Here is a 13,390-nt window from a genome sequence, read left to right as displayed (position 1 = left end):
AAATACAAGCTTGTGTTTTACAACACACGTAATTTCTCAAAAATTTTAAAAATCTTTGAACTATGAGCACAGCAACAAAACCAAAACATATTGGAAGAAATATAAGCCGAATCAGAGAGCTTAGAGGGATGAAACAAGAAGCACTTGCAATAGCAATTGGTACAACACAGCAATCTGTTTCTAATATTGAAGGAAGCGAGTTTGTAGATGATGAAAAACTACAAGCAATTGCTGAAGTATTAGGTGTATCAACAGAAGCAATTAAAAATTATAGCGACGAAGTGGTTTTAAATAATATTCAAATAACTATGAAGGTTCTCTTATACATAGCGGACCAACAGTAAATCATAATTGCACATTCAATCCCCTCGATAAAGTAGTCGAACTTTACGAACGTTTGGTAACGGAACGAGTGTCACTTATACTGATGGTCTTATGGTAAAAGGCAGTAATTTCAGATTAAAGTACGATCTCTACAAAGCAATTTACAATCTGCGACAGGAAATTCAATTCCTGTTGATGTTGTTAATTTAACATTAGATACAGTCAACATCAAACGCCAATCAGCGTAATTTTTTCCAATTGTTCTTAGTGCCGCCAATCAAAGTTTGGTACAAACCAATAATAGTACTAATATATGTCTTACCGCTACGACATTAAGTATTTTACGTTGCCTCAGGACATGCGTTTGATTATGCCAAATCATACGATTATTCGACTACTTTACAATATGAGATTACCCCACAAAAACTTTTAAAAAGATGCGTTTCTTGTAACTTTAAACTTTTATCAATCTTTTTTTTTTGTTTATACTCGTAAACAATTTGAATGCACAACAGGTTCAAAATAAGGTCACTATGGAGATAGACCGAAATGCTTCTTTTCAAAAAGAAATCCTTATTAAGTTTGGTCATATTGTTTAAAATACAACACTAGAAAGATAAATGGAAAGATCTATTTACCTTACCTAAAGGTTTTAGAAACGTTGGATATCAAGGTCTGGAAATTGAAAATGCCCCTGATGAAACACGCCACATTCCGTTAAAGTTTATTGTTGAGGATGATGCTGTTGCCGGATCTTCCTAATTGTCTGTAAATTAATCGACTCTTCGGGAAAATTGCTTGCAGAGCAAAGTACCAAAAAAGTAATCGAAGTAACAATACACTTATCATTACTTTCCTTAGAAACCTCGATTTACCGATCATCAAACAATGAACCGTAAAAGTAAAATTGAAGGTTAGTAATAAAGGGAATATCAAGCAAAATATTACTCTAGTTTGTAAATTCCAGATCCAACAAATGGTAATTTATTCCTAGAAACAGAATGCTGATATCGCTGTAAAAAAAGATTCTATCTTTACCTTCATCTATCTTCCTTCTAGAGAACTGGCTAAACAATCTTAGCTATTCGATACGCATATCAGGATTTAGAAATCAATAAAGAAATTTTTGGCAACACGAGTTAGACGTTCAAAATATCGCAAGTGTGCAACAATAACAAGCGACTTATTTATTATTTTTTAGAGAAACACAAAACCAAATTACCTCTAGTTACAGGAGGTTTGGTGGCGGACTCGAATTTTTATCAATAAAAGGATCTGGTGGAGTCAATATTCCATCGGGTATCTGTTTATGCAAGGGAATAGCTTTATCAAATACGCTTGAAATTCCTTAGTGACAAATACCAGTTTAACCTATCGTCAAGAAGGAAATCAATATATGATTGGTAATATTAATAAACTCCTAGAAATGACTCTTGTTGGTAGAGGTGCCGAATACATGCCATACTTTCGAAAAAAATCAAAAAGTTGAAGTGGGTTTTGTTGATCAAAATTATAATTTGATAGAAGAAAATAGTTGGCTAAGAATGGTTACGGCTTTTATGCAAAGGAATGCTTAACTCTAATAACAGTTCAAGAAATGCATCGCGACGAGTTACTTGTACCGTTATGATCCATTCGAAAGCAAAACATAATATTCTAGGAACTGATGTTAATTATGATTTCAATCCAAATTGGAAACTGAATGCAAAAGTAAACGGCGCAATGAGTGTTTATGAAATACAAATTTCGTTAAAACCTCTTTTGCTGAGAAACAAACTATGCTGGAAAAATATAACTTCAATATCAACGGGAATTATTATTACAGCTCTGATTATTATCCCGGAAACCGACGAGGAAATATGCTATTGCAGCCAGAATATTTCGACCAATATTAAAAAACATAATCTATATGCAAATGTTATTCTTTCTGATTTTGCACCTAAATACTATTCATTTGAAACACAACAAAAATCGGCAAACAATCGAATCGATATAGGAAACCGTTTTCCTAAATTTAGAGATTTCAGTCTTAATCTAGGTATCAATATCAAGAGGAAAGTTCTAATAGTTACAATCAGCTTTTTTGAAATTCAGACAAAAATGCAAACCAAAAAATGTACGCCAACCGTATTGTCGAGCAATTTTCATGGATTAGTAAATTCATCGCGACAATCAGCCGTTTTTAGCACTTGAAACTGGTGTTGTGAAGTACCCAATGCAAACTGAAAATCAGTTTCAGATGAAAATAATACGAATTATAGTTATAGAAATTTTAATATTAATTCCTACTTTTCAATCAGGTAGCTATTATTTATCTGAATATGCTTTTTCTAGTATTGCTGGAAACGGTGTGAATTATGAAACTTACAATGTCTTTATTTTACAACAATAACTTTGCAAACGACAAAGTAAACCTGAGCACGGGAGTTTCTTACATAAAGGATATTGTTTATGGTAAATCACCTTCTGCCTTTATCAATGCCAAGTATAACGCAAAAGCATTTGGTGTTTTTTTGAACTCCTCTTGGTACAATTATTCTGTAGGATCTCTAAGCAATAATACCCTGACTTTTAAGTTGGTGTAACAGTAAATCTACAGAAAACTACATTGAATCCAGATCAAAAAAGTACCATTAAAGCACTAGTGTATTATGATACTAACAATAATAATAAATACGATGCTGGTGAAAAATACCCTGCAAATTATATGATTAATATCAATAAAATTGCCCTACAAACTAATACTAACGGAATGGCAAGTTATAAGAGAGTACCGTACGAACCTATTATTTAAAGCAATTCACTCAAGATGGCTGGTATTATGACGATGCTACTTTTGAAATTGATCGACATGTGCACAACCTTTCGATTCCGCTTCACCAAAGTGGAAAAATGCAAGGAAGAGTTTCCTTTACCTACAATACTACAACTGTGGTTGATTTTCAGCACCGCGCTTCTGGTATCTCTTTTAGCATTATGAAAGACAATCAGTTAGTAAAAAAAATATACACTGATGATGATGTTAAGTACATATCATTTCTTCAATTGGTAATTATGTAATCACTATTGATGAAAAATCGCTACCTGCTAATGCATATTGCGAAGAAGCAAGCCATAACATTACTCTAAAAGCGGGTGAAATTGTAATCGTACCCGAGTTTGTTATAAAAGTAAAAGAAAAGAAAATCAATACTAAAAAATTCTCCAATTAGTAGCTTTTTTTTAACAGGTAAATATCTGTTCCAAAATGAGGTACTGTTTTAGGAGATTTGAAAAACTGTGGAGTTTTCATTTGGAACACGGATGTCATCAGTTGGTATTAAGAACAAAAGTCTTTTCTGCGATGACGTAAATTGAAGGTATCAATCTTTGAATTTAATATCGAAAAAGTTGATAGAGGGAGGGAGGAGATCCGTGAATCCTGATTTTATTTCTATGATGACTCTCTTAGTTGTTACAGATACATCTGAGCACATAATTTAATCTTTCGGTACATTTTTACCTTGTTCTAAAAACAATAAGCCACTCCGTTATGGAATGGCTTATTTTGTAATAGTTACTATGAATCTCTTTGTGGGCAGGGAAAGAATTTCCGCGGTACCGTTGTCTAAATATTTTAGCAGTCGGGTAAATAACTGTTTCAAAATGTGATACTGGTATCTCTTTTTGAAATCTATATGATGTATAATAATATATGAGGTGTAAAAAGTATATTAAAGTATATATTTTGTGTAAATTTTGCTATATTTTTATATTATAATATACAGATATATGTTAGACAATATAACTATTAAAGATGTAAAACTTAAGATTGGCGAATGGTGTAAGCAATATCGTCAAAAATATGATATGACTCAGGAAGATCTAGCACAAGTATTAGAAATGTCAAGACTTACTATTAGAAAAGTTGAAGAAGTAAAAATGTTACTCTTGATACTTTGTTAAAGGTAGTAAATCATTTTGATATGCTAGAGAGTCTTTATAATTGTTGTTGATACTGATATTTCAAACCATAATATTAATTCCTTATACTAAATTATGGCAGCAAATGAACTTATAGATGTTTTTGCCTTTGGAATTGAAATTGGTAAATTAGGATACAGTGGAGATGAAAAAAAGTTATTTCCAGTATAAATTCGGAATTTTTAGATTCTGGACGATATAGTAGAATGTTTCCTTTTATTTTTAAAAGACATAAACACGCACAGGTATTTACACAGTTCAATGGAGAAACATTTCGTGGACTTCCGCCAATGATTGCAGACTCGCTTCCGGACATGTTTGGAAATATTATTTTCAAAGAGTGGTTTGAAGCACAGGATTTATCTTTTGATAAAATTAGTCCACTGGATCAGCTGAGTTATGTTGCCAATAGAGGTATGGAGCATTAGAGTACAGACCAGTAGCCGAAATCCCAAAAAACCGAAAACGTAAATTTCGATGAGATAGTTGCCATACTGCAGCAGGTATTAGAAATAAAAAAGGATACTTCTGGAGAAAACCTCAGTGATATTGCACTTTTAAATATATTAAAGCTAGAACTTCAGCTGGGGGAGCCAGGCCTAAAATATTAGTATCAGAGCATAAGCAGACGCTGCAAATTATCCGGGTGATGTTGAGTATTCTGAAATTACAATCATTATTTGGTAAAGCTCTTTATGGATGAAGCCGGGGACTACAATAGAGAAAAAGTAGAATATGTCTATTATTTACTGACCCAGCAAGCAGGTATTGAAATGATGCCATGTAAACTTATTGAAGATAAACATTTTGCTACATTGCGCTATGACAGGCAAAATGGGCGGAAACAACATGTATTGACTGCTTCGGGGTTAACAGGTTGGGATTACGGAAAGCCTGAGCATTCATCTTACGAAAGACTTTTTCAGCTTGCTGTCGGACTCAAGGTGCCACATAAAGATATCAGGGAATTGTATAGAAGGATGATTTTTAATGTTGTATTCGCTAATACAGATGACCATCTTAAAAACCACAGTTTTATCTATATGAAGAGAAAGATGCCTGGAATTTGGGGCCAGCCTATGATGTTACATATCCAATTGATGCACTTCGTAAATTCTAAACACCCCTCGTGCTTTATCGATAAATGGAAACGTCTTAAAATCTTCTTGATGATGTACTTCCTTTAGCCGAGGAAATGGCAATTAAGAATCCAATCAAAATAATCAAGGAAGTACAAAATGTAATTGCACAATGGGAGGATATTCAGGGGAATTTCTAATTCCGGAAAAAGTTCGGTCATCTATAATCAAAGATTTTTCACCTTTGATTATTTAAAACATCAAAGACCCTAGTGATTTCTTAGTGAATGCAGGCTAACTTGAATTCTATTTTAACAGTTTGGTACACTTAAAAGTGCTATAAAAACAATAAGCCACTCCGTTATGGAATGGCTTATTTTGTAATAGTTATATGAATCTCTTTGTGGACACGGAAAGAATTTCCACGCTACAGTTATCTAAGATATTTGAGCGGTCGGAATTTTTTTTTGTGCACGTTCGACTATTTTATCAGACATTGCTTTTAGCTGGTGTAAATCATCCAAATCTAGATGTAATGCTTGTAAAAATCTGCATCGGTACAGAAGAAGCTTTCTCTCTTAAATTTTTTCCTTCCTCAGTGAGTGCAATCAATACAACACGTTCATCTGCTTTGCTTCGCGTTACGTGTTAATAATTTTTTCCCTTCCAAGCGTTTTAGTAATGGTGTTACTGTCCCGTTATCTAGATTAAGCTTTGCGCCGAGTTGGTTAACGGTCTGCTGTCCGTTTTCCCATAATGCCATCATGGTTATATATTGTGGATAGGTTAAATCAATAGCCTCTAATATCGGCCGATAATGCTGCATAATTTCACGATGCAATACATAAATTGAAAAGCATACTTGTTTATCTAACTTTAAAAAGTCTTCCATTTTTAAGAGTCTTAAAATTACAGAAATGAGTTTAAACTACTGTAATTACGTTATTTTTGACAATAATAAAAATATTTGTCTTTGGGTTTTATTTGTATTCAATTACAAATTCTTCTGTCGGAATTCTTACTTTTTTCATTGAAACCAATCCAATCTCTTGAAGGATCCGCAATACCTACATACATAAGAGAAACGCTTTTTAATCCTAGGTTATCAAGCTGAAGAACCTTGTAATAACCGCGTTATCAAATCCTTCTACAGGCGTGGTATCTACTTTCAATTCTGCAGCTTGAGCAAGTGCCAGCCCAAGTGCAATATAAGTTTGACGCGATGTGTGTGCAAAGTTTTTTTCAGCCTCTTCGGCTAAATAAATAGATTTTAATTTGTCTGTATAGCTCTCAAAAACGACCGCGTGGCAAATCTCTTTCATCTGTAGTGAAATCGTAAACTTTGTCAATGCGTTCTTCAGTATATCGGTTCCAGGCCGCAAAATCAAAATGTGTGAAGCTTCTCTCATGCACTCTGGATTTAATGATCCTTCAGATAATTGATTTTTAATATCCTGGTTTTCTACTACAATAAGTTTAAAAGGTTGTAGTCCAGATGAAGTTGGTGCTAAACGTGCTGCCTCAACAATTTTATCAATATCTTCTTGTTTTACTTTTCTAGTAGGATCATATGCTTTTACAGCATGTCGCCAGTTTAAATCTTCTATTAATGCCATTTTTTTTTTATATTAGTTTGTTTGAAACAGTTAATGTAACATCCATATTACCACGGTAGCGTTAGAATATGGACAAATTTGATGCGCTTTTTCTATAAGAGACTGTGCCTGGTCTAAAGTTTACACCTTGAATATTAGCATGTAAGTCTGCAGTTAGGCCGAATGCTCCATTTTCCAATTGTCCAATGCTTACATTAGCAGTTACAGCAGTTTCTCCAGCGTCAATTTTATTTTGTTTAATTATTAAATTTAAAGCACTATCAAAACAAGCGGCATAACCAGCAGCAAACAGCATTTCTGGATTGGCATAAATTGTCATTAGCACCTCCAAGACCTTTAGGCATTCTTACTTCTAAGTCTAGTACACCATTGTCACTTTTTTACGTGCCCGTTTCTTCCTCCTTTGGCCGTAGCGCCAATTTTATATAATGTTTTATCATTGTTTATTGTTTTAATTCTACAAATGTATTGCTTAAAACTATATTGTGCACAATATAATTTTGATTTAACATTTTTTTAATTCTCAGTAATTAGGTCTAAATCTTCTATTTATTTTGATTCTTTTATAATGAAACCATTTGGATCAATTCCTTACATGGAATTGTTTATTATAAAAATGTCGAGGAAGAAGCAGAGGTAGACGTCGAGTTAAATACATTCTGAAAACAAAAAAAACAGTAACAAAATAATTTTGTTACTGTTTAATATAACAATTTTATCTAATAATGTGTGTCGTTTTTTTTTGGGGACAGGTATCACTCATGTTTTAATCTAACGGGTCCATAGCCGTCATGTTAAGTCCCAGCTGATCCTGCAACTCCTTACCATTGTACTTATACTTATAAGGATTTACAAAATTTCTCTAATCGTAATCAGTGAGCTTTACCAATCGTTATGTTCATAAGAACTTCCATTATTTATTACGAAATAGGTATAGTTTTGTTTAGTATCCTAATTAAAGTTGCATTAAAATCTGGTTATTGAGTATAAAAAAAGCTCTCGAATGAGAGCTTAACTTATTAATCATCGTAGTGGAATCTACATTGAAGTATGATGCACTTCTGTCAACTCCTTTATTTCCTGATACTTTATAAATAATCGATGTTCACTACTGATTCTACGTGACCAAAAGCCTTTCAAATCATGTCTTAGCGGTTCAGGTTTTCCGATTCAGTAAATGGATTTTGTTTAACGGATTTTATTAATTCTTTTATCTTTATTGCTGTATCGGTATCGTTTTCAATCCAGTATTCAAACTCTTCCCAACCGTTCTTAGTAACAAATATCCATATTTAAGCAGTCTCTAATTCTTCTAAGTCAAAAGTCTTTAGCTACCTTTTTCCATTTGTTCAATGGATTCAGTAAGTCTCTTTCTATTTGCTTTAGTTGAAAGTAGATGTTGGTTTCCATAATTGAATTATATTCTTTGATTGATATAATCACAACGGCACCCTCTTCTTCATTTCGGGGGAACGATTATTGTTTCTGATGATTCCGAAACTTCGTCAAAATAACCTTTGATGTTTTTTCTTAATGTTGATATAGTTACTGCTTTCATGACGTGTATTTTTTAGATGTACATATTGTACGTTCAAATGTACAAAAAAGTTACATTAAAACGTACTTTAAGTATGAAATATTTATACCAAATCATAACGGTTACAAGGACTGCTACCTATAATAAATACAAAAAAAGTATGTGAAGAGAAAGGTATTTGTATCGAATTATAGTAAAATATGGTTTAAATTATTCAATCATACAGGATTTTACAAAAAAAAACCAGATAGACGCCGAGTTAAATACATTCTGAAAATAAAAAATGAGTACTTATAAAACAAAAAAAAAACAGTAACAAAAATATTTTTGTTACTGTTTAATATTCAATTTTATCTAATAATGTGTATCGCTTTTTTTGGACAGTACACTATGAATATAAAATAATCTAATTCAGAATTTTTTATTTATGAAAGCCCTAAAATAGCTTCAGTAGCACTTGACCATTTAGTCCTGCCGCACTATTGTCTACTAAAAATAATAATTCACCAGAAACAGGTTTAATTAACTGCATTGGGTAAGTAGTAGGATTATAATCTCCGTATAAAAACTTCTTTTAAAGCAGGAGCCTTTTTTCACCAAAAGCAACAACTAGTATCTTTTCTGCTCTATTTATTAAGGAGCAGTTAACGTAATGCGATGCATATTTTGAGATTCAAGACGGTAAGCTGCTACCCATTTTGTTTGTTCCTCAAGTACTGCTTCACCTGGAATAGGGAAGCGGTATGACCATCATCTCCAAGACCAAGTAAGAAAGATCAAATTTGCCATCTTCTCCTAAAATAGATCTAATAGACTGCTCATGACGTAACCGCATAATCTTCTGGTGAAACACCATCTTTGTACATCGGAAACACATTACTTTCAGGAATAGGCACATGACTTAAAAGTGGTATTATAAGACATTTTTGCATTGCTAAGATCATCCTCAAGAGGTACCCAACGTTCGTCACCCCAAAAGATAAAAACGACGTTATTCCAGTCTATTTTGTTTTTTGTATTCGTCAGAAGCCAAGAGTCTATAGATTCCTGCAGGCGAAGATCCCCTGTAAGTACAGCTGTAAAGCGCCCTTTTTCAAAGTATTGCTTTTTGTGCAGATGCAACAAAAATGTCGGCTGCCTTACTGTTTATGATTTCTATAGTATTATATATTGTGTATCATTTTATTTTTTTTATTTCTCTATATTCTGTGTGTTCGAAACCCAAGCATGTCCTTGGCGCGCAAGTAATTCATTTGCAGCTTCAGGTCCCCAACTTCCCGCTTTATAATTAGGAAAATCAGTAGGGACGTTATTTTTCCATACTTCCTGAATGGTATCAATTGCATCCCAAGCTTGTTCAACCTGATCCCAACGCATGAATAGGTAGGGTCTCCTGCTAAAGCATCTGATAACAAAGTTTCGTATGCTTCTGGTGACATTGTTGAACATTGAAATAATCAAAGATCATTTCAGCAGGTTGTAAAGAAAGAGACAAACCTGTTTTTTGGTCATAAATTGTAACTTTATGTCCATTGCTGGTTGTATATTTATGATAAGTCTATTAGGAGTCATTCCTTGGTTATCATAAGAAAAAGAAGAATGAGGAACAGGTTTAAACTGAATGATAATCGAAGATTGTTTTTCTTGCATTCTTTTTCTGTACGCAAATAAAAAGGAACCCCTTGCCATCTCCAGTTATCAAGATAAATCTTCATAGCGACATAGGTTTCTGTATTCGAATCGGGAGCTATACCTTTATCATTTCGGTATGCAGGAACTGGATTGCCTTTTATTAAACCTTCATCATATTGACCTCTAACAGTGTAGTGATTAACTTCTTCAGGTTTTATACGTCTAATAGATTTCAGTACATATCAGCTTTGCGGTTTCGTATGTCGTCAGCGCCTAATGAAGCAGGAGCTTCCATGGCAGTCATACACAAAATCTGAAGCAAATGGTTTTGTATCATATCTTTTAAGGCACCAACTCCTTCATAAAAACCACCACGTTCTTCAACACCTACTTCTTCTGCTACAGTAATCTGAACAAAATCTATGAAGTTACGACTCCATAAGGGCTCAAACATAGAGTTTCCAAAACGGAACGCAAGGATATTCTGAACGGTTTCTTTACCTAGGTAGTGATCAATACGATAAATCTGTTCTTCCTTAAAAGTTTGCGATAGCATTTCATTAAGTTCAATTGCAGAGGTTTTATCGTAACCAAAAGGTTTTCAATAATGATTCGATCCTTTTTTGCTTTGTTTGCAAGCGTAACTTTTTCATGTTACCCGAAATTGTTGCTATAAACGAAGGTGCGATAGAAAGATAAAAAATCTATTGGCACGTAGAACCATAAGCAGTATCAATACTAGATAATTTTGCATCTAATTCGTGATAAGATTCTTCCTTGTCAATATCATGTCTTAAGTAGGTAATATGAGAATGAATTTCTCTGTTTCCTCGTTAGAAAGCGCCCCTTTTCTTGAAAAACTCTTTAAGTTTTATTACGTAATTGCGAAATTCTTCATCACTTTTTCAGCTCTTCCTAAGCAATAATCTGAAATTTTTCTGGCATACGGCCATCGAGGATAGATTTTGAAATGCTGGAAAAAGCTTTCTTTTTGCTAAGTCACCGGATGATCCAAAAATAACAATTATATTGGATCAGTATTTTTGACATTATTCATTGTTTTTGACTTAAAGTTTCTTAATCATTCCATTGGGTATGAAAAGTACCCGGTAAATCAGTGCGTTCGTAGGTATGTGCTCCAAAATAATCACGTTGTGCCTGAATCATATTCGTTGGAAGATTTTCAGATCTGTAAGCATCAAAATAAGCTAATGAATTCATAAGCCCAGCTACAGGTAATCCTTTTTGAACAGCAAATTGAATAACTTCTCTAATACCAGCTTGAGTTGCATTGAACTTAGCTGCAATGTCAGTATCTAAAAGAATGTTTGGCAATTAGGGTTTTTGCAAATGCTTTTCTGAAATCTTCAAGAACATCTGCACGAATGATACAACCTCCACGCCATATTTTTGTAACGGTCTCTAAATTTAATTCATAATTATATTCTTTAGAAGCAGTTCTAAGCTGTGCCAATCCCTGTGCATAAGTAATTAGGATAGAAAAGAATAATGCATCTTTAAGGCACTAATCGCTTCGGGAGCGTTTACAGTTGCTTGTTTGTCATTCCCAAACTAATTTGGTAGCAGCTTCAATTCTTTCAGGCTTGCTTTTGACATATCACGCATAAAAACTGCCGCATCATGGTAGGAACTGGTACTTGCAAATCCATAGCATTTTGAGAAGTCCATTTTCCTGTTCCTTTAGATTAGCCCAATCAGAGATTATATTAATTAATCGTTCTCCATTTGGTTCTTTTACTTTAAGGATAGCTCCTGTAATTTCGATTAAGAATGATTTAAGATCTGTTTGGTTCCACTCATTGAAAGTGTTTTCTATATGTCTTCATCAAGATTATAACCACGTTTCATTAGGTCATAAATTCAGAAATATAGTTGCATGATTCCGTACTCAATTCCGTTGTGAACCATTTTTAATAGTTACCCGCAGAACCATTTCCTAAATATTCAACACATGGTTCTCCGTCTACTTTGGCAGCAATAGCTTCAAAAATAGGGCGAAGTCTTTCGTAGGCTTTTTTATATCACCACCAGGCATCATACTAGGACCAAATCGAGCTCCTTGCTCACCTCCAGAAATTCCCATTCCGAAGAAATGAATTCCTTTAGCAGATAATTCAAGGAATCTTCTGTCAGTATCAGTAAAATAAGTGTTTCCACCATCTATTATAATATCACCTTCATCCAGATGAGTAAAAGGCTTTGAATTGCACTATCGACAGGCTTACCTGCAGGTACCAATAACATAATTGCTCTTGACGCTTGATAAGCTCTACAAAATGTTTAACATCTGTTGTTGCTTCTAATGTATGCTCTGAGTCAGCTTCCTGTTGTAAAGAATTGACTTTTTCTGTATCTAAATCTAAACCTGCGGCAGCAAATTTTTGGCTGGCAATGTTTAAAAGAAGGTTACGACCCATTACGCCGAGTCCGACAATGCCAAAATCAAATGTGTTCATAGTTTTTTTTAAATGAACTAAGTTGTTAGTAAGTTTTAATTTGCAATGCATTGAAATAATGAGTAGTTATGCTGTTTTTTTAATGCGTTACACACACCGAATTCTATTTTGATAATTGGTTATTTATCAGCTAAAAACGTTGCGCTAAGTTAAATAAAAAAAGGTTGAAATACTATAGAATAAACGTGTTTGTTCTCTAGTATTTACGTTTGCTGCATTCAAGAATAGCATTTATGATTATTGAAAAGAGGAATCTAGCTTGGTATTATTAACCCGTTGTTGGTAACGAATCAGAATGCAGATAAAACAGATTTACTCCTGAAAATCGCAGGTTTTATAAGTACTTAGGGATAGAATCTGAAAGAAGCAGTATAAAGTCGCATCTTAGTGATTATGAATCCGTCTAAAATTGTGAAAAACTATTTAACACACATAGAGACATAGTTCCGATAGCCATCAGAATAAATTTGCTCATAAAAATGATTTAAGAAAATATTTTTTCACATAGCTATGCGCTTTATTTTAAGTGAAACGTCTTTCTTAACATAGTACCGGATAGCTATCGGGATTATGATTTAAAATAAATGTAGTCAGTAAGTTATTTACTCAAACTTGAAAAAGAAATAAACTACAGCAGCCCATTCTTTATTTTTTACCTCGAGCGTAACAATTGTACTGTGATTGCGATCTTCGACTTTACCATCACTTTTTATGTAGCCAATAGTTGAATGATTTCTATCCTGTACAGTTCCATCGCTTTTT

16 protein-coding genes and 5 pseudogenes are annotated in these 13,390 nt (G+C 33.5%); 8 read left to right on the top strand and 13 right to left on the bottom strand.

Translation table 11 applies throughout. The features are described 5' to 3' along the window. Window positions 1-62 precede the first annotated feature (62 nt). From QWY99_RS11905 to QWY99_RS11880, 6 genes and pseudogenes are all read left to right on the top strand, one after another. Window positions 63-442 (top strand): annotated as a pseudogene (locus QWY99_RS11905) (helix-turn-helix domain-containing protein). A gap of 1,451 nt (window positions 443-1,893) precedes the next feature. Then, entirely contained in the window at window positions 1,894-2,517 is a 624-nt protein-coding gene (locus QWY99_RS11900; RefSeq protein WP_290265452.1) for a hypothetical protein, read from the top strand. A gap of 46 nt (window positions 2,518-2,563) precedes the next feature. After that, a complete protein-coding gene (locus QWY99_RS11895; RefSeq protein WP_290265450.1) occupies window positions 2,564-2,716 on the top strand; it encodes a hypothetical protein in 153 nt (50 codons plus the stop codon). Next, a complete protein-coding gene (locus tag QWY99_RS11890) occupies window positions 2,682-2,909 on the top strand; it encodes a hypothetical protein (RefSeq protein ID WP_290265448.1) in 228 nt (75 codons plus the stop codon). The genes QWY99_RS11895 and QWY99_RS11890 overlap by 35 nt, the downstream gene beginning before the upstream one ends. A gap of 23 nt (window positions 2,910-2,932) precedes the next feature. Beyond that, window positions 2,933-3,118 (top strand): hypothetical protein, encoded by a 186-nt coding sequence (locus QWY99_RS11885; protein WP_290265446.1) that lies wholly within the window; start codon window positions 2,933-2,935, stop codon window positions 3,116-3,118. 59 nt (window positions 3,119-3,177) lie between these two features. Next, the gene (locus QWY99_RS11880) at window positions 3,178-3,384 is read left to right on the top strand and encodes a hypothetical protein (protein ID WP_290265444.1); all 207 of its coding nucleotides are present in this window, start codon (window positions 3,178-3,180) and stop codon (window positions 3,382-3,384) included. Here QWY99_RS11880 and QWY99_RS11875 read toward each other — a convergent pair. Continuing rightward, on the bottom strand, window positions 3,377-3,532 hold the full coding sequence (locus QWY99_RS11875; RefSeq protein WP_290265443.1) for a hypothetical protein: 156 nt from the start codon (window positions 3,530-3,532) through the stop codon (window positions 3,377-3,379). The genes QWY99_RS11880 and QWY99_RS11875 overlap by 8 nt on opposite strands. A gap of 563 nt (window positions 3,533-4,095) precedes the next feature. Here QWY99_RS11875 and QWY99_RS11870 point away from each other — a divergent pair. Together QWY99_RS11870 and QWY99_RS11865 are read left to right on the top strand one after the other, a co-directional pair. Continuing rightward, the gene (locus QWY99_RS11870) at window positions 4,096-4,269 is read left to right on the top strand and encodes a helix-turn-helix domain-containing protein (protein WP_290265441.1); all 174 of its coding nucleotides are present in this window, start codon (window positions 4,096-4,098) and stop codon (window positions 4,267-4,269) included. Window positions 4,270-4,982: 713 nt separating this feature from the next. Continuing rightward, window positions 4,983-5,474 carry a type II toxin-antitoxin system HipA family toxin gene (locus QWY99_RS11865; protein WP_290265438.1) on the top strand — a complete coding sequence of 164 codons (492 nt, stop codon included), beginning with the start codon at window positions 4,983-4,985 and terminating at the stop codon, window positions 5,472-5,474. 514 nt (window positions 5,475-5,988) lie between these two features. Here the strand turns inward: QWY99_RS11865 and QWY99_RS11860 are convergent. The 12 genes and pseudogenes from QWY99_RS11860 to QWY99_RS22270 all read right to left on the bottom strand — a co-directional run. After that, window positions 5,989-6,258: a MarR family winged helix-turn-helix transcriptional regulator gene (locus QWY99_RS11860; protein ID WP_290265436.1), complete on the bottom strand. Its 270-nt coding sequence runs from the start codon at window positions 6,256-6,258 to the stop codon at window positions 5,989-5,991. Between the two features lie 205 nt (window positions 6,259-6,463). Further along, entirely contained in the window at window positions 6,464-6,982 is a 519-nt protein-coding gene (locus QWY99_RS11855) for a nitroreductase family protein (RefSeq protein WP_290265434.1), read from the bottom strand. A gap of 7 nt (window positions 6,983-6,989) precedes the next feature. Next, window positions 6,990-7,429: pseudogene (locus QWY99_RS11850) on the bottom strand (organic hydroperoxide resistance protein). A 591-nt stretch (window positions 7,430-8,020) separates the two neighbouring features. Then, window positions 8,021-8,122, bottom strand: coding sequence for a type II toxin-antitoxin system YoeB family toxin (locus QWY99_RS11845; protein WP_290265432.1), 102 nt, complete (start codon window positions 8,120-8,122; stop codon window positions 8,021-8,023). A gap of 8 nt (window positions 8,123-8,130) precedes the next feature. Then, window positions 8,131-8,226 (bottom strand): type II toxin-antitoxin system RelE/ParE family toxin, encoded by a 96-nt coding sequence (locus QWY99_RS11840; RefSeq protein WP_290265597.1) that lies wholly within the window; start codon window positions 8,224-8,226, stop codon window positions 8,131-8,133. A 982-nt stretch (window positions 8,227-9,208) separates the two neighbouring features. Then, window positions 9,209-9,259 (bottom strand): annotated as a pseudogene (locus QWY99_RS11835) (hypothetical protein); the annotation flags it as partial. A 142-nt stretch (window positions 9,260-9,401) separates the two neighbouring features. Next, the gene (locus QWY99_RS22275) at window positions 9,402-9,641 is read right to left on the bottom strand and encodes a 6-phosphogluconolactonase (protein ID WP_353960582.1); all 240 of its coding nucleotides are present in this window, start codon (window positions 9,639-9,641) and stop codon (window positions 9,402-9,404) included. A 69-nt stretch (window positions 9,642-9,710) separates the two neighbouring features. Then, window positions 9,711-10,369 (bottom strand): annotated as a pseudogene (locus tag QWY99_RS11830) (glucose-6-phosphate dehydrogenase (NADP(+))). 14 nt (window positions 10,370-10,383) lie between these two features. Then, the gene (locus QWY99_RS11825; protein WP_290265430.1) at window positions 10,384-10,707 is read right to left on the bottom strand and encodes a glucose-6-phosphate dehydrogenase (NADP(+)); all 324 of its coding nucleotides are present in this window, start codon (window positions 10,705-10,707) and stop codon (window positions 10,384-10,386) included. Between the two features lie 349 nt (window positions 10,708-11,056). Beyond that, a complete protein-coding gene (locus QWY99_RS11820) occupies window positions 11,057-11,170 on the bottom strand; it encodes a hypothetical protein (protein ID WP_290265595.1) in 114 nt (37 codons plus the stop codon). Between the two features lie 58 nt (window positions 11,171-11,228). After that, window positions 11,229-12,628: pseudogene (gene gnd / locus QWY99_RS11815) on the bottom strand (NADP-dependent phosphogluconate dehydrogenase). Window positions 12,629-13,230: 602 nt separating this feature from the next. Further along, a partial coding sequence (locus QWY99_RS22270; protein WP_353960581.1) for a 5-fold beta-flower protein occupies window positions 13,231-13,390 on the bottom strand: 160 nt, incomplete at its 5' end.

Source organism: Flavobacterium branchiarum, assembly GCF_030409845.1.
Classification (GTDB): domain Bacteria; phylum Bacteroidota; class Bacteroidia; order Flavobacteriales; family Flavobacteriaceae; genus Flavobacterium; species Flavobacterium branchiarum.
The sequence above is the reverse complement of the archived record's forward strand: the minus strand, read 5'-3'. Positions and strand labels throughout refer to the sequence as shown.

Bases quoted from the DNA above. Each gene is read 5' to 3' on its own strand.
- QWY99_RS11900 (WP_290265452.1), top strand. From the start codon at position 1,894: ATGCTTAACTCTAATAACAGTTCAAGAAATGCATCGCGACGAGTTACT.
- QWY99_RS11895 (WP_290265450.1), top strand. From the start codon at position 2,564: ATGAAAATAATACGAATTATAGTTATAGAAATTTTAATATTAATTCCT.
- QWY99_RS11890 (WP_290265448.1), top strand. From the start codon at position 2,682: ATGAAACTTACAATGTCTTTATTTTACAACAATAACTTTGCAAACGAC.
- QWY99_RS11870 (WP_290265441.1), top strand. From the start codon at position 4,096: ATGTTAGACAATATAACTATTAAAGATGTAAAACTTAAGATTGGCGAA.
- QWY99_RS11865 (WP_290265438.1), top strand. From the start codon at position 4,983: ATGGATGAAGCCGGGGACTACAATAGAGAAAAAGTAGAATATGTCTAT.
- QWY99_RS11860 (WP_290265436.1), bottom strand. From the start codon at position 6,258: ATGGAAGACTTTTTAAAGTTAGATAAACAAGTATGCTTTTCAATTTAT.
- QWY99_RS11855 (WP_290265434.1), bottom strand. From the start codon at position 6,982: ATGGCATTAATAGAAGATTTAAACTGGCGACATGCTGTAAAAGCATAT.
- QWY99_RS11825 (WP_290265430.1), bottom strand. From the start codon at position 10,707: ATGCTATCGCAAACTTTTAAGGAAGAACAGATTTATCGTATTGATCAC.